Origin of the sequence: Enterococcus sp. C74, assembly GCF_040887125.1 — a bacterium.
Taxonomy (GTDB): domain Bacteria; phylum Bacillota; class Bacilli; order Lactobacillales; family Enterococcaceae; genus Enterococcus_B; species Enterococcus_B hirae.
The window spans coordinates 353,547-376,339 of sequence record NZ_JBFOFA010000002.1; the positions used below are offsets into that span (position 1 = coordinate 353,547).

At 37.7% G+C, this 22,793-nt stretch carries 20 protein-coding genes; 2 read left to right on the plus strand and 18 right to left on the minus strand.

Annotated features, from left to right (window positions below; translation table 11 throughout):
• Positions 1-44: 44 nt before the first annotated feature.
• The 9 genes from AB3H93_RS04385 to AB3H93_RS04425 form a co-directional block, all read right to left on the minus strand.
• On the minus strand, positions 45-284 hold the full coding sequence (locus tag AB3H93_RS04385; RefSeq protein WP_010718979.1) for a hypothetical protein: 240 nt from the start codon (positions 282-284) through the stop codon (positions 45-47).
• A 28-nt stretch (positions 285-312) separates the two neighbouring features.
• On the minus strand, positions 313-921 hold the full coding sequence (locus tag AB3H93_RS04390; protein WP_010718978.1) for a hypothetical protein: 609 nt from the start codon (positions 919-921) through the stop codon (positions 313-315).
• A 22-nt stretch (positions 922-943) separates the two neighbouring features.
• Complete coding sequence (locus AB3H93_RS04395; RefSeq protein WP_010718977.1) at positions 944-1,468, minus strand: hypothetical protein; 525 nt, start codon at positions 1,466-1,468, stop codon at positions 944-946.
• Positions 1,469-1,480: 12 nt separating this feature from the next.
• Positions 1,481-3,271, minus strand: a complete 1,791-nt coding sequence (locus tag AB3H93_RS04400; RefSeq protein ID WP_368020207.1) for a hypothetical protein — start codon at positions 3,269-3,271, stop codon at positions 1,481-1,483.
• Positions 3,272-3,310: 39 nt separating this feature from the next.
• Positions 3,311-3,676, minus strand: coding sequence for a hypothetical protein (locus AB3H93_RS04405; RefSeq protein ID WP_368020208.1), 366 nt, complete (start codon positions 3,674-3,676; stop codon positions 3,311-3,313).
• Positions 3,677-3,941: 265 nt separating this feature from the next.
• A complete protein-coding gene (locus AB3H93_RS04410; RefSeq protein WP_010737724.1) occupies positions 3,942-5,873 on the minus strand; it encodes a fructose-specific PTS transporter subunit EIIC in 1,932 nt (643 codons plus the stop codon).
• A complete protein-coding gene (gene pfkB, locus AB3H93_RS04415; RefSeq protein ID WP_010718974.1) occupies positions 5,870-6,805 on the minus strand; it encodes a 1-phosphofructokinase in 936 nt (311 codons plus the stop codon). Before pfkB ends, AB3H93_RS04410 begins: the two co-directional genes overlap by 4 nt.
• A complete protein-coding gene (locus AB3H93_RS04420) occupies positions 6,802-7,557 on the minus strand; it encodes a DeoR/GlpR family DNA-binding transcription regulator (protein WP_010718973.1) in 756 nt (251 codons plus the stop codon). Before AB3H93_RS04420 ends, pfkB begins: the two co-directional genes overlap by 4 nt.
• A gap of 359 nt (positions 7,558-7,916) precedes the next feature.
• On the minus strand, positions 7,917-9,221 hold the full coding sequence (locus AB3H93_RS04425; protein WP_368020217.1) for a hypothetical protein: 1,305 nt from the start codon (positions 9,219-9,221) through the stop codon (positions 7,917-7,919).
• Positions 9,222-9,380: 159 nt separating this feature from the next.
• Between AB3H93_RS04425 and AB3H93_RS04430 the strand changes: the two genes are divergently transcribed.
• Positions 9,381-9,530 carry an SPJ_0845 family protein gene (locus AB3H93_RS04430; RefSeq protein WP_228196819.1) on the plus strand — a complete coding sequence of 50 codons (150 nt, stop codon included), beginning with the start codon at positions 9,381-9,383 and terminating at the stop codon, positions 9,528-9,530.
• A 60-nt stretch (positions 9,531-9,590) separates the two neighbouring features.
• On the opposite strand, the gene yihA is transcribed toward AB3H93_RS04430, so the two are convergent.
• From yihA to AB3H93_RS04465, 7 genes are all read right to left on the minus strand, one after another.
• Positions 9,591-10,178 (minus strand): ribosome biogenesis GTP-binding protein YihA/YsxC, encoded by a 588-nt coding sequence (gene yihA, locus AB3H93_RS04435; protein WP_010718969.1) that lies wholly within the window; start codon positions 10,176-10,178, stop codon positions 9,591-9,593.
• Between the two features lie 436 nt (positions 10,179-10,614).
• Positions 10,615-11,865 (minus strand): ATP-dependent Clp protease ATP-binding subunit ClpX, encoded by a 1,251-nt coding sequence (clpX, locus tag AB3H93_RS04440; RefSeq protein WP_010718968.1) that lies wholly within the window; start codon positions 11,863-11,865, stop codon positions 10,615-10,617.
• Between the two features lie 179 nt (positions 11,866-12,044).
• Positions 12,045-13,331 (minus strand): trigger factor, encoded by a 1,287-nt coding sequence (tig, locus tag AB3H93_RS04445; protein ID WP_010718967.1) that lies wholly within the window; start codon positions 13,329-13,331, stop codon positions 12,045-12,047.
• A gap of 146 nt (positions 13,332-13,477) precedes the next feature.
• Positions 13,478-14,419 (minus strand): hypothetical protein, encoded by a 942-nt coding sequence (locus tag AB3H93_RS04450; RefSeq protein WP_010718966.1) that lies wholly within the window; start codon positions 14,417-14,419, stop codon positions 13,478-13,480.
• Positions 14,420-14,533: 114 nt separating this feature from the next.
• Positions 14,534-15,187 (minus strand): RDD family protein, encoded by a 654-nt coding sequence (locus tag AB3H93_RS04455; protein WP_053766778.1) that lies wholly within the window; start codon positions 15,185-15,187, stop codon positions 14,534-14,536.
• Positions 15,188-15,189: 2 nt separating this feature from the next.
• Positions 15,190-16,218: a signal peptide peptidase SppA gene (gene sppA / locus AB3H93_RS04460; RefSeq protein ID WP_010718964.1), complete on the minus strand. Its 1,029-nt coding sequence runs from the start codon at positions 16,216-16,218 to the stop codon at positions 15,190-15,192.
• A 12-nt stretch (positions 16,219-16,230) separates the two neighbouring features.
• A complete protein-coding gene (locus AB3H93_RS04465; protein ID WP_010737730.1) occupies positions 16,231-16,521 on the minus strand; it encodes a hypothetical protein in 291 nt (96 codons plus the stop codon).
• A 399-nt stretch (positions 16,522-16,920) separates the two neighbouring features.
• On the opposite strand from AB3H93_RS04465, the gene glmS reads away from it, so the two are divergent.
• A complete protein-coding gene (gene glmS, locus AB3H93_RS04470) occupies positions 16,921-18,729 on the plus strand; it encodes a glutamine--fructose-6-phosphate transaminase (isomerizing) (protein ID WP_368020209.1) in 1,809 nt (602 codons plus the stop codon).
• Between the two features lie 166 nt (positions 18,730-18,895).
• Here the strand turns inward: glmS and AB3H93_RS04475 are convergent, their stop codons facing one another.
• Both AB3H93_RS04475 and glmM read right to left on the minus strand, forming a co-directional pair.
• The gene (locus tag AB3H93_RS04475) at positions 18,896-21,133 is read right to left on the minus strand and encodes a fibronectin type III domain-containing protein (protein WP_368020210.1); all 2,238 of its coding nucleotides are present in this window, start codon (positions 21,131-21,133) and stop codon (positions 18,896-18,898) included.
• Positions 21,134-21,426: 293 nt separating this feature from the next.
• Positions 21,427-22,785, minus strand: a complete 1,359-nt coding sequence (glmM, locus tag AB3H93_RS04480; protein ID WP_010718960.1) for a phosphoglucosamine mutase — start codon at positions 22,783-22,785, stop codon at positions 21,427-21,429.
• Positions 22,786-22,793 lie beyond the last annotated feature (8 nt).

The following is a 22,793-nucleotide window of genomic DNA, read 5'->3' on the forward strand; positions in this document are numbered from 1 at the left end:
GGGAAATACAACCAGTATCTTTATCTTTAAAAAAACTTTTCATCTTATTCTCTTTCTTTATTTCCCCAAAAATACTTCACTGTAATTGTTACTCCTACAAGGAATATTCCCAAGAAACTAATCATTAAACTGTCTGTGTCCGTTGTTTTGGGGAAGGTACTCATCGTTTTTACTTCTGTTTTAATCACATAACCTGGTTTTTGAGCCCCTGCACTTTCTTGCTGGTCATTTGGCAGTTCGGCATCAATTCCAAGTGATCCTTTTACGTCAAGTGTTGCCTTCATATTATCCCTTCTAACTTTTTTAATCAGTTTAAGGCGCTGCTGTCCAAGATACAGCATCTAATTGCAACGTCAAATTGAACGTTGGTGTACTCTTGGTTGCTGTGGTAGAAGATACTGTTCCAGCATAGTTGAAGGTGGTCGAAAAAGCATTATTTGCGGTTCCATTTGCAGTTAGTTTTCCTTCATTGTTTGCTAATGTAAAGAGTTTGACTGGTGTCGTCGCAAAATCTGTGAGTGTTCCTGCGGCGATCAAGGAAGTGTTCGTTGCTGCTGGAGAAACAAGATTTAGACTAGAAATTTCTGTGATACTTTCGGCATTTGTTTGCGCGAAATCTGCAATGGATACATCAACTGGACGTCCCGATTTATTTTCAATATTATAGGTTGGAGATTCAATATCATTTCGCCCGCTTACGTTATAGAATATGGTCGCTGTATCTAATGTCACATTGATCCAATTGTCATGACTTTCCTCAATCGCTTCTTCTGGATCTGTGTTATCTAATCCAATCGTACCATTGATTTGAATATCGGCTTGGTCAACACCAATCACGTCTTCCGCTTGAACCATTGCGGGCGCAACAAATCCAACAAAACTCCCACTAAACAACATACTTACAAGTACTTTTTTCATCATATCAATAAACCCCTTTTATTTTTTATTCAACTGTTAATGTAACTCCTGCAGCCACTTGACCTTTTTTTTCGTTGGTGTCTGGGTCATACAAACTAAATAAAGCAACTGATGGATACTCCCCCTTTTCTAATGCCTGTTCCAACGTGACATTTTTTATTTCATACCCGGGCTGAATCGCACCGGAAGTATAAACAAGTTGATTGTTCTTTTTTTCTCTAATTTCTACATTGATCGGATAGCCATTTTCACTGGGATTTTTTATCATCAATTCGCCGCTCCCTGTTTGTCGATCGATTTTCGCTTCAGGTGAGATAACTAAATTGAATTTGCTTTTATCTACTGCAACCTGCGCGATTTTTTTCTTTTCAGAGTCAGAGATTTTTTGGGCATCTTTCCCAGCGGGTAAAAATTCGCCACTGACAATAGTAACGGGCTCTGGTTTTGCTTGAAGATAATAGCGGTACACTAGCCAGCCACTTAGCAACAACAATAATCCTAGTAGAATGAGTAGTACCTGTTTTTGTTTTTTCCGTTTTGTTTCTTCCATTGCTTTTCCCCTTTATTCTTTAGCTGATAGTTGATAATTAAAGGCATAACTAGGATAATATTTTTGTAAAATGTTTCCTGAAAATTCTCCAGCTAAATAAAGTTCAATTGGTTCTGTTAAAAAAGGGGCAATTTCCAATCTGTCCACATTATTTTGCCCGACAACCAACGGTCCCATCGTTGTCCCATCAGTGGCAACAAGATTAAGAATCAACTCGTTATGATTTCCGCCAGAAAATTGATTGACTAGCACAACTGATGAATCAGCTGTAAGATCTTGAACCGTGCCAATCGTAAAATCAATGGGATAGTTACTCGAACTAATGATTGGTTTGGTCGAAGACGCCGTGTCGAATGCACCTTCTGTTTTCGATTCAAATATCATTTCTAAAGGTACTTCCACACTTAATGGACTTTTGACTACTTCCACCTGTTGTTCTACCCAAAGGCTTTCAGTTAAATAGGCTTGAAGTTCGGAATCATCGTTGACGGCACCAGCTATTTTTGTATAGACAAAATAAGTTCCAGCTGGTAGTTTTTCTTTTGTCCATGTCATTCCCTCGGTTTCTTCGACTGCGATCATCCCATCTGTATTTTCATCAGCAAGCTCAACTTGTTGTTGTGCTTCCTCAGTCGTTAAATCGGTTTCACTCCAAAGTTGTTTCGTACTTAATTTAAACGTCGTTGCCTTTCCTATCCGACTGGCTGGCTCATAAGCATTGATCGTAGTGTCTAATTGACTTTGTCCGACCGCTACACTCGGCTGTGCTTTCCAATCGGTAATATTGATTTTTTTTTGATAGATTGCTTGTTTTAGAGCTGTATTTGTAAAGTAACTGTCATTTAATGTAGCTGTACCAGCTCCTACTACTTCCTTTTTTTGTAAACTTTGATCAGTTGCTAAATAGCTAAATTGATAGCCTCCTATTTCTCCTGCTACTCCATCGATCCGGTTAAATGTCATATTTCTAGCAAACAAGCCGTTGGTATTAGAAGTATTTTGAAAACGAACAAAATCGGGCTCATCCGCATTCATTACAACATTTCCATTTGAATTGAATCTGCCTTGGCTGGTCATTGAAGTTTGTGAATTAGCGCCAAAATTGATTTCTGCTGCTTGACCATTCGTAAAATTCATTGGCTTGTTACCTGTTTGTTCATACAAAAATTTAGCATTTTGACCAATCGTAAAAATTAATCCTGTCCCATCATAAGAAAAATAATCTTTGCTTGATGTCAATTGCACATTCGCATTTTCTTCAAGAGTGACTCGTATTTTCCGATCACCCGATCCGCCAGAAGCTGAACCATAAAACAAAGCGAGATTCGTACTCGTTTGGTGGTTGATAATCGTCGTCGAATCTTTCGCAAATGTAATGTTGTTTCCTTCCATGAACTCTTCGCTGTTTGCTCCTGCTTCACTGACAAATTCATTTTTCCCCTCAAAGGTGAAGGTGGATTCTGTATGCCAAGCTAGAAGTAGTTGCGCCCCGGTCTTGCCATAATAATTGACGTTTTCAAAAACCGCGTCAAATGAGAGGACAGATAAACTTCCAGCCCCTAAGATCCCGTAGTAAGATTGGTTGCCATAGATAACGCCATTTTCATCAGTTAGTGTCGCGCTTCCAAAATTCATGTTTTTCAATTTGATTCTTAATCCACTAATCTTCACTCGATAACCAGTATTCGAAGCAGTTGAGTTGGAAGCGTTGGTATATAGCATATGATGATTTTGACCATCGATCTCGATATTTTTATAAAACTCAAAAACATCCGCATCTGTATACACGATGTCTGCTGTCAAAGCAACATAATAGGTTCCCGAACCTGAATCATTATTGATCTAACTCATTACCCTAATTAATTCATCTGCTGTTGCTGCAGTATAAGGACTTTCTAATGTTCCTTCTCCAACCAAAGGACTAATTGCACCAATTTCGTCGGACAGTTCAGCGTTTTCTGCTAACACTTGTTTTGTTTCTTCGCTGCTTGTTGATGCTTCGGTGACTTGATTATTGACATCTTCATGGGATTCTTCCGTAGTTGTCTCAAAGGAAACGGAGTACTCATCACTTGTGCTCGTTTGCACATTGTCATGGAGATTTACACTATTCTCAGAATTTTCTTGTGCATCAAAGTCATTGACTGGGACAATACTAGCACAAAGAATAAAGAGCGATAAAACAACCCATTTTGTACTTTTTTTCATATTCCCCTCCTCTATAACCATTCTTTTTTTATATAAAAGCGCTTTTGATTAACATTAGATTACAAAAAAATGATACTATACACATTTATATCCGTCAATAAATAACTAATTTCTAATCACAAATCCTATATTTATGCATCTATTGATCAATTTCGCTTTCCATTTTTTAATTTTCAAAAAATTTGCATTTAATCTCACAAAAAAACCTTCTTACGAAAATTATTGTTAAATTCCGTAAGAAGGTCTCATATTTATAAATTGAAAATTATGCTGTTGTTACTGTTGGTGATTTTCTTAGTAAACCATAAATCACACCAGAAACGATTGCACCAATAGCGATGAATGCTAAGTACAAGACTGGATGACTTAACAAGAATACAACGAAAATCCCACCATGAGGAGCAAGTAATTTGATACCGAAAGCACCAACTAAACCACCTGTTAAAGCAGAGCCAATAATGAAACTTGGAATGGCGCGGATCGGATCAGCTGCTGCAAATGGGATCGATCCTTCTGTTACAAAGGACAAGCCCATCACAATATTCGTTAGACCAGCATCTTGATCTGTTTTACTAAATTTATTTTTGAATAAACGAGTAGCAACAAAAATTGCTAATGGTGGAACCATCCCACCAGCCATAACAGAAGCCATCACGACACTACCGCCAGTCGCAACAGTTGTTGCTAGCGTAGCTGTACCGAAAACATAAGCCGCTTTATTAATTGGTCCACCTAAGTCAGCAGCCATCATTCCTGCAAGTAAAGCACCAAGTAACGCAGCGTTTGAACCGCTCATACTTGTTAAAAATCCGTTTAATGCATCATTGATTGCTTTCATCGGTACATTAACCAACAACATCAAGAACCCGGTAATCAACAACCCAAACACAGGATAAAAGAGAATCGTTTTGATTCCGTCTAATGATTTAGGTAATTTCTTGAAGAGTTTACGCAAGAACACAATGACATATCCAGCTAAGAAACCGCCGATCAAAGCCCCTAAGAAGCCTGCACCGCCAGTATTAGCTAATGCACCAGCAGCAAAACCAACAATCAAACCAGGGCGATCCCCGATACTTGAAGCAATAAATCCAGCAAGAACTGGTAACATGAAACCAAAAGCAGCTTGACCGATTTGGTTGAACCAGCTGGCAATTTGATTATAATTCCCAAGGTTTGCAAGCTGATCTTGTGGTACACCCATAAATTGGTCTACCATGAAAGAAAGAGCAATTGCAATCCCACCGCCAATAACAAACGGCAGCATATGAGAAACACCATTCATCAAATCTTTATAGATTCGTTGACCGACGGTTCCTTCTGCATTTCCTTCATCAGAACCAGTATCTTTCCCTTGTCCATGATAAACTGGTGCAGTACCGCTTAAAGCAAGATTGATCAGTTCTTCTGGCTTACGAATCCCGTCGCTAACCGGACGATTGACAAGTTCTTTCCCGTCAAAACGATCCATGGCAACTTTTTTATCTGCAGCTACGATTACACCATCCGCACGAGCGATGTCTTCAGCTGTTAATAAGTTTTTAACGCCTTCTGATCCGTTTGTTTCAACTTTGATCTCTACGCCCATTTCTTTCGCTTTTTTCTTCAAAGCATCTTCCGCCATATAAGTGTGGGCGATTCCTGTTGGACAAGCGGTTACTGCAATAACAAACTTGCTCTTAGGATCAACGGTTGCAGCTTCAGCTTGTTTTGCCTGTTCTGCTTTTTCTTCCGCAGCTTTTTGATCTTCCGCTGTTTGGAATAATTCTTGTACAGCTTCTGGTGAATCTGCTTCTTTTAATTTTGCAACAAAATCTGGATCCACTAAAAGGCGGGATAAAGCAGCTAACGCTTGTAAGTGTGTATCATTTGCGCCTTCTGGAGCTGCGATCATAAAGAATAGGTAAGTCGGCTGACCATCTAATGCCTCATAATCGACCCCTTTGTTACTTTTAGCAAATAGTACGGTTGCTTCTTTTACTGCTGCATTTTTTGCATGAGGCATCGCAATGCCGTCACCTAGTCCGGTAGAAGTTTGCGCTTCTCGTGCTAAAATCCCCTCTTTATAGGTTTCAATATCTGAGATTCTTCCGGCAGCAAACATTTTTTGGACCATTTCATCAATTGCGCCTTTTTTATCAGTTGCTTGTAGGTCCATGATCATTGCATCTTTGATCATTAAATCTTTGATATTCATGATAATCCTCCTGAAAACGAATCTATTTTTGTTATCTCAACTTCTGGTAACAGTTCATCAATCAATGCTCTAGAAGCTAAATCATCAGAAAATGCTGTCGCACTTCCACAAGCGACTCCCCATTTAAATGCTTCCACTGGATCTTGATTTTTGCTATAAGCACCAATAAATCCAGCAATCATTGAATCTCCTGCACCAACCGAGTTTTTTAACGGGCGAACTAATACGTTTGATCGGTAAGCACCTTCATTAGTAAATAACAAGGCACCATCTCCCGCCATTGATATCAAGACATTTTGTGCCCCTTCAGCTAATAGTTTCTTACCATATGGCAAAATCTCTTCCACACGATCAAAGTGTGTCTGATATAATTCGGCTAATTCATGGTTATTAGGTTTGATCAACAATGGTCTTTTAGCAAGAGAATTTTTTAGATCATCCCCAGTTGTATCAATCACAAAGTCTGCTTCTTTTTCACGAATGATCTCAATCAATTCTTGATAGAACCCTTTTCTTAAGCTGGCAGGAGTACTACCAGATAAGACAACGATGTCTCCTTTGTTCACAACACTTAGCGCTTGCTTGAATGATTGGATTTCTTCATCTGAGATCGTTGGGCCTAAACCATTGATCTCCGTTTCAGAATCAGATTTTAATTTGATATTGATCCGAGTATCTGATTGAACCGTTGTAAAAGAAGTTTGGATTGTTTCTTTTTCCAACCACTCTGCGATAAAGTTTCCTGTAAAGCCTCCTAAAAAACCAAGGGCTGTCGAATCAGAGTCAATTCTTTTCAAAATTCGAGAAACATTGATCCCTTTTCCGCCAGGAACTTTAAAGTCTTCTTTCATTCGATTCAATTCCCCGATTTTTAACCCATCAACACGTACGATAAAGTCAATCGACGGATTTAATGTTACTGTATAAATCATTGTATAGCTGCCTCCTTGATAGTTGTCCGTTCCCGATAATCGGTAACAAATTCCAATGGACAACGTTCGGTTACGATCGTGGCTGCTTCTAAAGGTGCCACAGAAGTGAAACTAAGCTTGTTGAACTTAGAATGATCAATCAGGACGAAACTTTCTTCTGCATTTGCCATTGCTAGACGTTTCACGGCTGCTTCTTCCGGATCTGGCGTTGTAAATCCACGGTTCAAGTCAACACCGTTCATTCCCATAAACACTTTATTAAAATAGAAATTTTTTAACTGGCTGATTGTACTATTTCCTAGTACAGCATTTGTTGATAATTTAACTTGTCCACCTAATATGATGGTGGGAAGTTGCAAATCAACCAAACTAGCTGCATGTTTCACTGAATTAGTTACTACCGTTACCTTTTTCTCTTGCAAATATGGGATCATTTCTAACGTCGTGGACCCAGCATCTAAATAAATAACGTCATCGTCATTGATTAATTGAGCTGCTAATCGAGCGATTGTTTGTTTTTCTTGAACGTTTTTGAGCGTTTTTTCACTCATATTCTGTTCAAACCCTAAAAGTTGCCCTTTTTTCGCGCCACCATGGATTCTTTCTAACAGACCATCATTCTCCAACTCTTGCAAATCACGTCTAATCGTTGATTCAGAAGCGTTTAGAAGTGTTACTAAATCTTGAGATTTCACTATTTTATTTTGTTCTAACAAGTGTAGTATTTTTTGTCTGCGCTCTTCTGTAAGCATTTCCACGATCACCTCACGACATATAGTAGCATAATTCTTTTTATTAATCAATAAAAATCATTCAAAAACATTCACAGACAATCTAAAACATTCAAAAAAGAGTCTGAACTTTCAACTGGTCCAGACTCTTGATTGGTTGTAAAGAAGTACGAACGGTATTCGCTGTACGAATCTTCCACAACCTTTTATATGCTTTATTTTCTATGCACTAAATAATAGTACCTTCCTAATCCAATGAACATAATGATAAAGCCCAAAATTGATCGTACAGGGATGTTGGGAAGAAAGAACATCAAAAAAGCTACAAATGCTGTAGGTAACATGACCCGATAATATAAGTGTTTATCCATGTGATCACCTCAAATTTTTTGTAATGTCGCAAATTTGTTTAACTTTGGATAATCATAGATTTCTACTCTAAGATGATTTACACCTTTTTTCACGTCAAAGCTTAAACGTCCTCGTCTTTTTCTTATTCGCTTAAACTGAATATCTGATAGTTTTTCGCGAATTTCATTCAATGGGAGCTGTGTCAAATTTTCAGTAGGTACGTATAATCGTAAAGTAACTAAATATTCTTGATATTTTTCATCGTCAACTGCGATCTCTAAGTATTCTCTTATATAGTAGCAATAAGCTTCGATCCCATCATCTAAAGAAATACGGGGATCAATCACTTTGTAAAACATCATCTGCGCCCGCTGCTCATCTACCCAAGGAAAATAAGCTTGTGTATTCAACCGCCCTCTTACTCGCTTTTCGTGGTATTCATCATTGACAAAATTATAACTTCGAGTAACGAAGAACGTCGCATCCTTTTTCTGAGTCGGTTGCATTCTTTCATTTTGGTATTGAACAGATTGAATACTTTGATCGGTATAAGCATACTCAATGTACGGGGCTTTCAAAAGCCCAACACCATTGTCCCAAGAAAGATGATCAAATCCCAATTGGTCGCGATAATAGGTCTGAAAATGTCGATTCGTTTCCTCGGCCCATTTGAAAGGGTCACGATATAATTGAATACAGATCACACCATTTTGTTTCTCTTTTACAAATTCCACTTGTTGGACATCTAAAAATACTTGTTTCGGAATGATGCGATAGTAGTAAGAGCTGTAATACATTTCCCAACAAGAAGTAAAGCATAATCCCTCATGAGATAGATCGTAACCAGGCAATTGATTACAATCAATCACAACCGCTCCCGATCGTTCTCTCATCTTTGGCAACTTATCAATAGCTTCTTGTGTTTCAAACTTCAACCGTTCTTCAATTTCTTTAATATTATGATACTTAAATTCATTGTATGAACGTAAGTAAGCAAATACGCCATTTTTATCCATTTTAAGCTGGATATAATCTCTGATCACCGATTCATGTTGTAAGAAAATATTCTTCTCCAAAATATTCTTAGTGATCAATTGTTGACCATCAAAATGAAAACGACACTCATTCGTTTCATTTTTTACAGTCAGCCAACCAAATGCGAACTGAGATTCCTGCATTGCTTCCTTTTTAAAGGTTGTCCATTCAAATATTCGTGCTGTCTGACGAGAAGTCTGAAAAAATGAGGGACTAAACATCATCCGAATAAAAAAGAACCAATCTTCCAATTCATTTTCTCTTTGACTTTGATTCAAATCGGTTAATTGAATCGTCATTAATAATTGTTGTTCTTCCACTCTGCTCTCACTCCTTTCAAAGTATTTTATAATTAAATTATAACCAAGCATAAGAAAAAACTAAAATTTAACGACTTCCAATTATTTTAGTAACTATCCATGGTAGAATAGAAACAAATAATCAAAGAGGTGAATAATTTGGGGCTTAAATTTGAACGTACAGATAATCTTGATAAATTATTTGAATCCTTTGCTGTTGATCCAGAAAAAACAGTTGCTTCAAAAGAAGAAATCGATCGCTTTTTGAAACCAAAAAATGACAAAAAAAAAGAACAGACAAAAAAATAGAAAAAAACTAGTAGCAAGCGAATGTTCTCCTCTTTGAGTCCTTCGTCTGCTACTAGTTTTTTATTCTGAAATTGCTTCTTCAATTGCCTGCCAAGCTTCTTCTTTTCCTTGCTTTGTGACAGAAGAAAATAAAATAAACTGATCATTATTATCAAAATCCAACGCTTTTTTGATTTCACTTTCATGCTTGTTCCATTTTCCTCGTGGTATCTTATCCGCTTTAGTCGCTACGACAATCACTGGAATATCGTAATATTTCAAAAATTCATACATCTGGATATCCTCTTGGGAAGGTTTGTGACGTAAATCGACTAAAGAAACGACTGCTCGCAACTGCTCTCTGGTCGTAATATATGTTTCGATCATTTTACCCCATTTTGCACGTTCAGTCTTTGATACTTTGGCATAACCATAACCAGGGACATCGACAAAGTGTAACGCATTTTCAATCAAATAAAAATTCAATGTTTGGGTCTTACCTGGTTTTCCCGAAGTGCGAGCTAAATTCTTTCGGTCAATCAACGTATTGATAAAAGAAGACTTTCCGACATTTGAACGCCCTGCTAAAGCAATTTCTGGTAAATCAGATTCTGGGTATTGTTTTGGTGCAACTGCACTAATCACTATTTCTGCTTGATGTACTTTCATAAAATCTCTCCTAAAAAAGGTCGTTGAAAAAGAAAGGAACTCTATCGAGATGAGAGAAGATTGTTTAATATCACTTTAATAAACAATCTCTGATAAACGAAGAGTCGCTTCTTAAACGCCGTGTAACAGGTTGCGAGAAGCATGAATTGATTCGTTCCTTAAAGAAAAAAATCTCGAAACAGCTTCTCATGTTTTGAGGTTTTTTGATTTCATTCTAAGATTCAACGATCGAAAAACTGCAGTTGATTGCGGAAAGTACGTTTTTACATAAACGAAAGTCATCTTCCCTATTTGTCGATTTTGAGTAATCACAACGTTGAATCGCTTGCTGTCAATAGAATGCCTTAATCATTAATCAATAGTTTCGATAAAAAGACAAAGCTGCCGCAAAAGCAATAACTAACTTTCACGACAGCACTCCAACTTCTATCTGCTTTTATCCCGCTTTTTTCTCAGAATCTTTATAAACGACAGTCGGTTCTCCAGTTAATTCAGCAGCTTCTTTCGTAATGATCACTTTTTCGATATTCTCATTAGATGGGATGTCAAACATAATATCCATCATGATTTCTTCGATGATCGAACGTAGTCCACGTGCCCCAGTATTTCGGGCAATTGCTTTTTCAGCGATTGCTGTTAATGCCTCTGGTTCAAATTCTAATTCCGTATTATCCAAAGCAAGTAATTTTTGGTATTGTTTGACCAAAGCATTCTTTGGCTCTGTCAAAATACGCACAAGATCTTCTGTCGTTAATTTTTCAAGTGCTGCCATTACTGGTAAACGACCAATAAATTCAGGAATCAAACCAAATTTCAATAGATCTTCTGGAATGATTTCTTGCATGACACTTTCGCCATCTGCTAATTTTTGATTTTTAGTCCCGAAACCGATTGTCTTTTCTCCTAGACGATTTTTAACAATTGTTTCAATCCCATCAAACGCACCACCTACGATAAACAAAACATTTGTCGTATCGATTTGGATAAATTCTTGATGAGGATGCTTCCGACCGCCTTGAGGAGGAACGCTGGCAACTGTTCCTTCTAAAATCTTCAATAAGGCTTGTTGGACACCTTCACCTGAAACATCTCGAGTAATTGAAACATTCTCGCTTTTACGAGCAATTTTATCGATTTCGTCAATGTAGATGATCCCTTTTTCAGCTCGTTCCACATTGTAATCAGCTGATTGCAATAATTTCAATAGGATGTTTTCGACGTCTTCCCCAACATAACCAGCTTCAGTTAAACTGGTTGCATCAGCGATCGCAAAAGGTACATTTAACGTTTTAGCTAATGTTTGTGCCAAGAAAGTTTTCCCTGATCCAGTAGGACCGATCAGGCAGATATTACTTTTTTGCAGTTCAACATCATCTGCATCTTCTTGGGATTGTTGATTAACACGCTTATAGTGATTGTATACTGCTACAGCTAATGAACGTTTCGCACGATCTTGACCAATCACATAATTATTTAAGACTTCCAAAATTTCTAATGGTTTTGGTACTTCTGTGAATTCACGTACCGCTTCTTCATAAAATTCTTCATCAATGATTTCTTTGCATAGGTCAATACATTCATTACAGATGTAGACCCCTGGACCAGCCACGATTTTTTTTACTTCTTCTTGTGTTTTCCCGCAAAAAGAACAACGTACGGTCTCATTGCCACTTGGATTATCATACATGGTCTTCACCCCTTAACTTGCATCATAAATGCAAGAAACTATCACAGACTTTACAGTCTTTTACTATCATACCATAATTCAAAAAAAAGCAAAAGCACTAAACAAGAACCAAAAATCGAAAATATGCAAAAAGAGGAAACCTCTCAGTTTCCTCTTTGATAAAATGCAATAAAAGATGATTATTTTGCTTCAGTAGCAGTTCCAGTAATCAAATCAATTGCTTTTTTCATTGTCACATCATGTTCCAACATATCTTCTGTTAACACTCGTTTGATTTGTTCGATTGGCATGTTGTATGTCTCAGATAATTCTTGGATTTCAGCGTTGATTTCTTCTTCTGTTGCTGCTAGTCCTTCTGCTTTAGCGATAGCTTCGATTACAAGATTTGTTTTTGTGCGTACTTCTGCTTCGCCTTCAAATTGTTTGTGCAAGTCTTCTTCTGTAGAACCAGTTAATTGGTAGTACATGTCAGGAGAGATACCTTGACGTTGCATGTTGTTCAAAAATTCATCCATTGAACGGTGTACTTCATCGTGAACCATCACGTGTGGCAGATCAACGATTTCTGCATTTTCAACAGCTAAGCGGATTGCAGCTTCATCTTTTGCGTCTTCTGCTTCTTTTTCTTTTGCTTCTGTCAATTCTTTTAGATATTTTTCTTTCAATTCTGCTAATGTAGAAACTTCATCATCTACATCTTTTGCAAATTCGTCATCTAATTCAGGTACTTCTTTAGCTTTTACTTCATGAACCGTTACTTTGAACACTGCTTCTTTACCAGCAAGGTCTTCTGCTTGATAGTCTTCTGGGAAAGTAACTGTTACATCTAAGCTTTCACCTGATTTTTTACCGATCAATTGATCTTCAAAGCCAGGAATGAATGAACCAGAGCCTAGTTCTAGTGAATAGTTTTCACCTTTTCCGCCATCGAATGCTTCGCCATCAACAAAGCCTTCAAAGTCAATCACTACAGTATCGCCATTTTCTGCTGGAGCATCTTCTTTGATTACTAATTCTGCTTGAGCTTCTTGTTCACGTTTGATACGTTCTTCCACATCCGCTTCAGTAACTTCACGGTCTTGTTTTTCAACAACTAAATCTTTATATTGACCTAATTTCACTTCAGGTTTAACTGTTACTTCAGCAGTGATCACCCAATCTTGCCCTTTTTCCATGCTTTCAACATCGATTTGAGGTTGTGATACAGGTTCGATACCTGCTTCTTTAACTGCTGCTTCATAGCTTTCAGGTAAGACAGCATTCAATGCGTCTTCATAAAGAGCTTCTTCTCCGTACATACGGTTGAATACTTGGCGTGAAACTTTCCCTTTACGGAACCCTGGTACGTTCAAGTTTCCTTTAACTTTATTAAACGCAGCTGTCAATCCTTTTTGAATTTCATCTTGCGCAATCGTAAATTTTAAAACACCATCGTTTGTGCCTTTTTTTTCAAATGTTGCAGTCATTTAGTTCCCTCCGAGTTTAGAAAATTCATTTTATACATCAAAAACGTTTCATGCATACCCTTAAATAGTACACTAACCCTTTCAAATTGTAAACATATTGAATGGTTAGAATCCACGTTTTTCATGACTTTTTTATCTGATAAGTGTCAACGGTCACTTTGAAAGAGCAGCATTTCCCTTAAAATATTTCCCCTTTTTTCTAGGAAATCTGCTTCCTCTGCTTCTGTTTGTCTATTATTATAGTTTGGATCATACATGCTAAGTGTATCAGCAAACCATTTTTTGGGATCACCGACATATGTATCATAAACAGGATAAAGAAGAGCGGATTGCATCATAAATTCTTCTTTTAGCACTGTACTAAGATAGGCATCTTGATCTTCATAAGCTTCTGCTAATCGCATTAATTGTTCATAAGCCTTCTGCTTTTCTGGTTTTGGTAATGTTGCAGGTATGACTTCTATAAACGTCTGATCCATCGTTAAATAAACAACTGGCTGGTGTTTCTTCACTTGCACGAGTGACTCTAACATTTTTGCTCGCACTAATAAGTGGATCTCTGGTAAGATAATCATTTTTTTGATTGTTTGTACCAATTCATGATAAGGCAACTCTTCAATCTCAGACACAACCAAAAGTTGTTCTGCAGGTGGCATTGTCGGCATTTTTTCAACACTAAGGTGAATCTTACGTATTTTTTGACGGTCATTTTGACTCGTGAAATTTTCTGCTTGTTGGATCTTCTCTACCATGAGTTGCTCAAATAAATCAGAAAAATCATAGCTGGCAATTAACTTGCGAGCATAAAGATAATCTTTTGTTTGGATCAGCAGATCAAAATAAAAAGCTGCCACTTTTTCATCTGTCAGGTAGTCATTTTCATAAGGAAACGCCTGATTCAGCGCTTCTTTTTTTTCATCTAGCTCAACTAAGCAAAGGACAAGTAGACGATTCGCCTCAAATGTTCCTTTAAGCTCCAATGCTCGTTGTAAAAATGTCTTTGCTTGTAAATATTGATGATCAGCTAATGCTTGTTGCGCTAGACGCATAAGATTTTCGTATTTATCAGGAAAATCAATCGGCTCCAATGTTCGTTCTCCCTTCGACTCTTTGCCAGTAAAATCATGAATAAAACTATAGTATCAAACATAAAAAAACATGACAATCTTTTTTAGATTGCCATGTTGAAAAAATAAAATGAATCAAGCATTAATTTCTTGATTAAAGGCTTTGACTAGATTTAGCGTGACTACACTCGTATTTGAAAAATAATCACCAATATGCTGTTTTCTTTGATTAAAGATTGTCGGTAAATAGCCAACAAAAAGTAATGGGAATTTCAAAATGAACCGACAAGCTCCTTCTCTCACCAGCACTGTTGTCCAACTCAAATCTGATTCATTAAAGCAAATCACACGAATCCCAAAAATCATTTTTCCAATCGTTTGACCATGATTTAATTTCGTGAATAAAATAAAATAACCAAGGTAAATCAGCAAAGCAGCAAAACCATAAATACTTAAATAAGAATCGGATACTTTTAACCAGTCTAAATTAGCCGCTAATCCAATGGTCAACCGTGTGATTGAGCCAATACAAATCAGATCCACAATAAAAGCGAAAAATCTTATCCAAAATCCTGCATAAAAATATTTAGGAAAGTCATTTACATTGATTTTTTCCTCTTTATCTTCGGTATACTGTTGCCATTGTTGTTGCTTTACTTTGATTTCACTTTCAGATAGTGGTTTTTCTTTAAAAGATTGAAGTACTTTTTGAGAAAAGCTCGGATCTGGCCCTACAGCAGGACGATCTGCCTTGTTATGTGAAGTTAAATCTTCTGGTTGCTTCGTCATGCTTACTCACCTCCGTAATAATACATTGCCTTTGGTGATTGAACGGTTCCTTGATTTTCTAAGAAAGACAAGATTTGACTTGTTTCAGAAGCTTTTAGGCCTTGAAGCTGAGCAAGTTTCGAACCGAACCATGTGTTTGCAAAACCAGTAGTATTCGTTTCATATTCTACTAACTGAGCGTTTTCTAAATGTTGCTCACTTCTCATTGCTTTTAACGCGTCTTGTGGATACCCAATTTCATCCACTAATCCGACTGCTTTCGCCTGTTCTCCATCATAAATACGACCATCCGCAATTTTTCGGACTTCTTCTTCTGATTGATTTCGTCCAGTACTGACTACTTTGACAAATCGATTGTAGGCATTATCGATATAAGTTTGTAAGACTTTTTGATCTTCTGGCGTTTGTGGTCTAGTACTTGAACCCATATCTTTCAATGCACCACTTTTTACCGTCGTATCCTCGATCCCTAATTTTTCTAAAAGACCAGAATAATTAAGACCTGACATGATGACACCAATGGACCCAGTGACCGTTTCCTCTGTTGCATAGATTTTATCTGCTTGGGCTGAGATATAATATCCGCCACTAGCAGCTGTATTTTTCATACTGACATACATTGGAATATTTCGTTCATTTCGGATATCACTGATTGTCTTAGCTATTTCTGCACTTTCATAAACACCACCACCAGGAGAATTGACTTCTAACATCATCCCTTTGATCGTTTTATCTTCTTTTATAGCATTTAATTGCTCCATAAACTTAGCGTGATTGTATCCTTCTGTTGCAAACAAACCTGATGTTCCATCACTAGTGATCGTCCCATCAACAGTCAATTTTACGATTTTTTCTGAACTATCTCCTTCTTCCAGAACCGTGGGCGATAATTCATTAGTGCCATATAATAAGCTATTCAAACCACTCATTTGCTTTTCTTCTTTTGAATTTGACGTCAGGCTAGATGATACCAACGAAACAACCAATAAGCCTGCCGCAATCAACACTGCTATCCAACGCTTTTTATTCATACTCTCCCTCGCTTAATATAAATTTTTGATAACGATCACTGTTTCTTTTTCTCCAGTTGCATTCATTTTTTCTGCTTTTTCGACTAATGTAAATCCATTGAACTTCTCTTTTGTCCACTCATCTTCTACTACGAATTGTTGCGCTTCTCCAATAGTCAACGCATCAGGCGCAATTTCTTGGATACTATCCCAACCAGTATCTAAAAAGATTTTGGTTTCATCATCCACTGTATTTACTTTTTCAAGTTCGGCCAACTGTTTTTTTAGCATGCCTAATGTCAAGACTGCGATATTTGATGCCATTTTTCATCCTCCTTCTTTTACTTACTCTCATATTGTACCGAAGTCTGCAAAAAGATGATAGTCAAAACTTCATTTCGATCCTCCCGCCACAACCATATAGACCAATTTTATTTTTTCTCTTTTTTATTGACAAACATCACACAACAACGTTATCATTTAAGAAGTTTCCAGAAAAATACGAAAAAGGAGTTTAGATATACCATTCTCATTTTAAGGAATAGCGCCTGGTCTGTAGTTACAGATGACGAGGAAAGGGTTTATCGAAATATTCGGCGGATGACCCTAGGGACTGCACTCTATAGGATCGATCAAAACCTATCTGTGAAGATAGAACAAAAATCGATTCCAGCAGCTGGAAACTTTCATAATGATTATATTATAGAAAGTAGGATGTTTTTTATGTGTGGAATTGTCGGAATGATTGGATTAGAAAACGTAACACCAGGATTGATCAATGGTTTAGAAAAATTAGAATATCGGGGATACGATTCGGCTGGAATCTTTGTTGCGAATCATGAAAATGATTTTTTGGTCAAAGCACAAGGTAGAATTCAGAACCTAAAGGATAAGCTAACAAACGAAACAGCGGGAACAATCGGAATCGGTCACACTCGTTGGGCAACTCATGGCGAACCTTCTCAAAAAAATGCGCACCCTCACACTTCTCAAAGCGGACGTTTTGTTCTTGTCCATAACGGTGTAATTGAAAACTTTGCTGAACTAAAAAATGATTATTTAGAAACGGATCAATTTTCAGGGGAAACGGATACTGAGATCATTTCTCATCTTATTGAATTTTTTGCAAATGAAGGACTGGATACAAAATCTGCCTTTGTCAAAACACTTCAATTAATCAAAGGTTCTTATGCTTTCGCATTAATTGATCGTACTCTGCCAGATCAAATTTTTGTCGCTAAAAACAAAAGCCCTCTCTTAATTGGTCTGGGAGACGGATTCAATGTTATCGCCAGCGACGCAATGGCTATGCTGGCTTATACGAAAGAATTTGTTGAAATTGAAGATGGCGAATTAGTGATCGTCACTAAAAATGAAATTTCAATCGAAACGATCTCAGGTCAACCAGTTGAACGAACTTCTTTTGAAGCACAAATTGATGCAGCTGATATTGAAAAGGGCACTTATCCTTACTACATGTTGAAAGAAATCGATGAACAACCGATCGTTATGCGAAAGATTGCCCAAACTTACGTGAGCCATGAGAATGAAGTACTGATGGATAAACAACTTTTAGAAACAGCTAAAAACAGTGACCGTATCTACATTGTTGCTTGTGGAACGAGTTACCATGCTGGCTTAGTTGGAAAACCTATTTTAGAACAATTAACCCGTATTCCTGTGGAAGTCCATCTTGCAAGTGAATTTGGTTATAATTTGCCTCTACTTTCAGAGAAACCATTTTTTATTTTCTTAAGCCAAAGTGGGGAAACAGCAGACAGTCGACAAGTACTCGTGAAAATGAATGAATTGAATTACCCATCATTGACGATCACTAATGTACCCGGCTCTACTTTATCAAGGGAAGCTTCTTACACTCTTTTACTACATGCTGGACCTGAAATCGCCGTGGCTTCAACAAAAGCTTATACTGCTCAAATCGCTGTTTTAGCTGCACTTGCTAAAGGAATTGGTCATGAAAAAAATCTTTCTTCAGCTAGAGAATTCGATCTAACGCACGAGCTTAGTATCGTAGCGAATGGCATGGAAGAACTAATTTCTCAAAAGGACTACTTACAGGAGTTAGCAGCTGACTATCTAATGGATGCAAGAAACGCTTTTTATATTGGACGTGGAACAGATTATGCTGTCTCTTTAGAGGCTGCATTGAAGTTAAAAGAAATCAGTTATATCCAAGCAGAAGGTTTCGCAGCTGGAGAATTAAAACATGGTACGATCGCGCTGATCGAAACGAACACACCGGTTATCGGGATGATCAGCGAAAAGATAACAGGTGCACACACGAGAGGAAATCTAAAAGAAGTGGAAAGTCGTGGAGCAAAAACATTGGTCATGGCTACAAAAGGCTTAGATCGATCAGATGACCAATTAGTATTGCCTGTTGTTCATCCTTTACTCACTTCATTAATCACAGTGATCCCTACACAATTGATTGCCTACTACGCGACCTTGCTAAGAGGTCTTGATGTTGATAAACCGAGAAATTTGGCAAAATCAGTGACCGTTGAATAGGAAAAAGGTTAAAAAAATATAGCATGTATCACCATGAAAAAAGCCAAAAAACAATGAAATTTAATTTTCATTGCCTTTTTGGCTTTTTTGTGTAGTCATCAATCAGTTCGAAAATGCCTTTTTATTGTTTTAACCTATTTTGTATCGAGTCCCCCATCTAAACGAGCTAAGCATTAGTTCCGGGCTGTTTTGCTTGATGGCTCTTTTTTTGTCTCCTGTAAGATAACAGGATTGTTGCACTCACTATGGTTAGCCCCAGTAGTTGTAGCAATGGACTAACTTTATTACCCGTAGCTGGTAACTGTTTACTCACCTTTTTAGCAGTATTCTTATTCACTTTTGCTTCCTCTTTTCCTTTATTAATCGCTCCATTATTTTTTGTTTCGGTTTCTTTTGCCACAGGTGGTTTTTCCGTTGATTCTTTTACTATCTCTTCCTCTAAAGGAGGAACCGTCTCATGTTTTTTGCTTGTCTGCACGATAATTTTATTACTTTCTTCCGAGAGATTCCCTTCTTTGTTTTTCGATTTAACTACATAAGAATATTTCGTATTTTCCTGTAAATCTTTATCAGTATATAGTGAGGTTTCCCCCGCTACTTCTCCTACCAATACATTGTTTCGGTAAACTTGATAGCTCATGATTTCCTTCGATTCATTAGGTGCGTCCCACATTAAAGCCACTTCATGTTCTGTGACACGGGCTGATCTCAGTTTAGTAGGGGGCAACGGGCGACTCACCTCCATTGTCATTTTCGTTCTTGCTTTCACTGCATTACTCGCTTCTGATAGATTACCAGCTTGATCAACCGCTCTGATTTTATAGGTATAAGTGGTAGCCTCCATCAATCCTGTGTCTATGTAAGTTAAGTCCGTACCAGAAAGTGTTTGGACTAACTGATCGTCTCGATAGACGTGATAACCAGTGACACCCACATCATCGATTGCTGCTTCCCACGACAAGCTGACACTGTTAGTTGTTACATCATCGATTCGTAAATTCAAAGGGGGCGTAGGAGGAGTCAGATCTTCTGCTGATTTTGTCCTAGCCGTTACCGCATTACTTGCTTCTGATAGATTCCCTGATTGATCAACAGCTTTGACTATATAGGTATAGGTGGTATCTTCCATCAACCCTGTATCTATGTAGGTTAAGTCCGTACCAGTTAGCGTTTGAACCAACTGATCATCTCGATAAACGTTATAACTAGCTACATCAACATTATCGATTGCTTCTTGCCATGACAAGCTGACACTGTTAGTTGTTACATCATCGATTCGCAAGTTCAAAGGAGCTGCAGGAGGAAGAATTTCTTCTGTTGGTTTTGTCTTAGCTGTTACTGTATTACTCATTTCTGATATGTTTCCTGCCTGATCAACTGCTCTCACTTGATATGTATACATCGTATCTTCCATTAATCCTATATCCGTGTATGCTACTTCCTCCGCACCAATCACTCCTTGAATTAACTGATTGTCTCGATAAATGATATAACCGATTACGTCAATGTTATCTGTCGCTGATTCCCACGATAAGCTGACACTATCAGTTGTTACACTAGTGACTTTTAAATTCAAAGGCACTGCTGGTGGGCTGCTACTCGCCAGTTTTGTCCTAGCCGTCACTGCATTACTCGCTGCTGATACATTCCCCGCTTGATCAACTGCTCTCACTTCATACGTATAGGTAGTATCTTCCGTTAATCCATTGTCGGTATAAGCGAGGTCTGCATCGGTGACTGTTTGAATCAGTTGGTTGTCTCGATAAACCAAATAACCCATTACGCCTACGTTGTCTGTTGCAGCTTCCCAAGACAAGCTAACACTATCACTTGAAACGTCGTTGACTTTCAGATTTTTAGGATTGGTAGGAGCTTCCAAATCTAATGCAGTGGCTTGAACGTTATCAAAATATGCTGTCCCGTTTCCACTAGACGCAAAACGGATAATATATGTATTTTCACCTTCCGGAGTCGTAAAGCTAAATTCATGTTGTTTCCAAGCATCATTATAATGTCTCTCATCCTTCAACGAAATAAACCCTTCCCCATGATTAAGCGTGCCAAATTCCACAATTGCTGGAAACGAAGGGTCTCCGATCACATAATAAGTGAATTGATAGGTCGTTTTCGGTTTTAACTGAACATATTGCAGGATATTCTCTCCATTTGATGCCATTACATAATGATTGCCACTTTCATCTGTCACAAGTGCAGGATTGTTACTTCCAGGATTGGAAACGATCCAGTGATTCAACCCATCATTAAATTCACCATTTTTTATAATCACCTCTTCTGCTAGTTGATAAGAGGGTGCATAAGATGGATCAACCGCTACTACAATGACCGGTTTAACAAATAGAAAAACAATCATCATCAATCGAATCAGTTTTTTGAAAATTTTCATATTTACCTCCTCTAAATTAGTTGTTTCGCAAGTTAGTTTAATCTATTCAGAGATAAAAAAAGCCCTTTTTTTTCGTATAATTAGAAATTAAAGTTCTATCATAACAACTTTTAACGGAGAATAGTCTAAACCCAACGCTAATTTTATACAAAAAAGTAGTTATCTTGGAACAAGCATTTGACAGCAACCCAAATTTGTTTTCCTACGGACAAAAAAACTGTTATTCACAAAAACAAGAAAACATTTTTGTAAATAACAGTCGATTACTATTAAAATGAGAAAAATTTTAGTTCTTATTCTTCAAGTCCGATCTCTTCTCGAACAACTGCAGCAATCTTATCCACGTAATATGCTACTTTTTCATCCGTTGGCGCTTCAGCCATGACACGTAATAATGGTTCAGTTCCAGAAGGACGAACTAAAATTCTTCCTTCACCAGCCATCTCAGCCTCAGTTTCTTCAATCACTTTTTTGATCGCTGGAACTTCCATTGCACCATTTTTGTTACTTACTCGGATATTTACTAATTTTTGTGGGTAGATCGTCACTTCGCTCGCTAACTCGGATAATTTCTTCCCAGTTTGCTTCATGATATTCAGTAATTGGATTCCTGATAGCATTCCATCACCTGTAGTATTAAAGTCAAGGAAGACCATATGACCAGATTGTTCTCCACCAAAATTATAATCATTTTTTCGCATTTCTTCTACAACATAGCGGTCACCAACCTGAGTAACTACGTCTTTCAAGCCAATTTCTTCCACCGCTTTATGGAATCCTAAATTACTCATGACCGTTGTAACGATCGTATCTTTTTTCAAACGATTTTTCTTTGAAAGGTATTTCGCACAAATGAACATGATTTTATCACCATCAACGATGTTCCCAAGTTCATCCACTGCAATAATTCGATCCCCATCACCATCAAATGCTAAACCGGCATCGGCGCCTTTTTCAACAACCATTTCAGCTAACTTTTCAGGGTGTGTTGAACCAACACCATCGTTAATATTTAAGCCATTAGGGCTGGTACCCATCGTATAAAAATCTGTTTCTAAGTCTGCGAATAAACGGTTGACAGAAGTTGCTGTCGCTCCATTTGCCGCATCGACACAAACGGTTAGGCCTGATAGATCCCCATTGATCGTTTGCACTAAGAATTGAGAATATTTTAATAAGCCTTCTGGAAATTCTTCTACTGTTCCTAATCCCTCTGCTGAAGGACGTGGCAATTCGTCCACTTCGGCATCAAGCAATGCTTCAATTTCTAATTCTTGTTCATCCACTAATTTAAACCCATCAGCACCAAAAAATTTGATTCCATTATCTTGTGCAGGATTATGTGAAGCAGAAATCATCACGCCGGCATTGGCTTTTTGCAATCTTGTTAAATAAGCAACTCCTGGTGTGGAAATGACGCCAAGTTGAAATACTTCAATACCAACTGATAACAAACCAGAAATTAAGGCTTCTTCTAGCATTTGCCCAGAGATTCTGGTGTCACGCCCAACTAAAACCCGTGGACGTTTCCCTTCTGTTTCATGTTGGCTTAATACATATCCGCCACATCTACCTAACTTAAACGCTAATTCTGGTGTCAATTCTTTATTGGCTTCGCCACGGACACCATCCGTTCCAAAATATTTACCCATAATTGTAA

Coding starts and splice junctions, on each gene's coding strand:
- AB3H93_RS04385 (WP_010718979.1), bottom strand. CDS start 284: ATGAAGGCAACACTTGACGTAAAAGGATCACTTGGAATTGATGCCGAA.
- AB3H93_RS04390 (WP_010718978.1), bottom strand. CDS start 921: ATGATGAAAAAAGTACTTGTAAGTATGTTGTTTAGTGGGAGTTTTGTT.
- AB3H93_RS04395 (WP_010718977.1), bottom strand. CDS start 1,468: ATGGAAGAAACAAAACGGAAAAAACAAAAACAGGTACTACTCATTCTA.
- AB3H93_RS04405 (WP_368020208.1), bottom strand. CDS start 3,676: ATGAAAAAAAGTACAAAATGGGTTGTTTTATCGCTCTTTATTCTTTGT.
- AB3H93_RS04410 (WP_010737724.1), bottom strand. CDS start 5,873: ATGAATATCAAAGATTTAATGATCAAAGATGCAATGATCATGGACCTA.
- pfkB (WP_010718974.1), bottom strand. CDS start 6,805: ATGATTTATACAGTAACATTAAATCCGTCGATTGACTTTATCGTACGT.
- AB3H93_RS04420 (WP_010718973.1), bottom strand. CDS start 7,557: ATGCTTACAGAAGAGCGCAGACAAAAAATACTACACTTGTTAGAACAA.
- AB3H93_RS04425 (WP_368020217.1), bottom strand. CDS start 9,221: ATGACGATTCAATTAACCGATTTGAATCAAAGTCAAAGAGAAAATGAA.
- yihA (WP_010718969.1), bottom strand. CDS start 10,178: ATGAAAGTACATCAAGCAGAAATAGTGATTAGTGCAGTTGCACCAAAA.
- clpX (WP_010718968.1), bottom strand. CDS start 11,865: ATGTATGATAATCCAAGTGGCAATGAGACCGTACGTTGTTCTTTTTGC.
- tig (WP_010718967.1), bottom strand. CDS start 13,331: ATGACTGCAACATTTGAAAAAAAAGGCACAAACGATGGTGTTTTAAAA.
- AB3H93_RS04455 (WP_053766778.1), bottom strand. CDS start 15,187: ATGACGAAGCAACCAGAAGATTTAACTTCACATAACAAGGCAGATCGT.
- sppA (WP_010718964.1), bottom strand. CDS start 16,218: ATGAATAAAAAGCGTTGGATAGCAGTGTTGATTGCGGCAGGCTTATTG.
- AB3H93_RS04465 (WP_010737730.1), bottom strand. CDS start 16,521: ATGGCATCAAATATCGCAGTCTTGACATTAGGCATGCTAAAAAAACAG.
- glmS (WP_368020209.1), top strand. CDS start 16,921: ATGTGTGGAATTGTCGGAATGATTGGATTAGAAAACGTAACACCAGGA.
- AB3H93_RS04475 (WP_368020210.1), bottom strand. CDS start 21,133: ATGAAAATTTTCAAAAAACTGATTCGATTGATGATGATTGTTTTTCTA.
- glmM (WP_010718960.1), bottom strand. CDS start 22,785: ATGGGTAAATATTTTGGAACGGATGGTGTCCGTGGCGAAGCCAATAAA.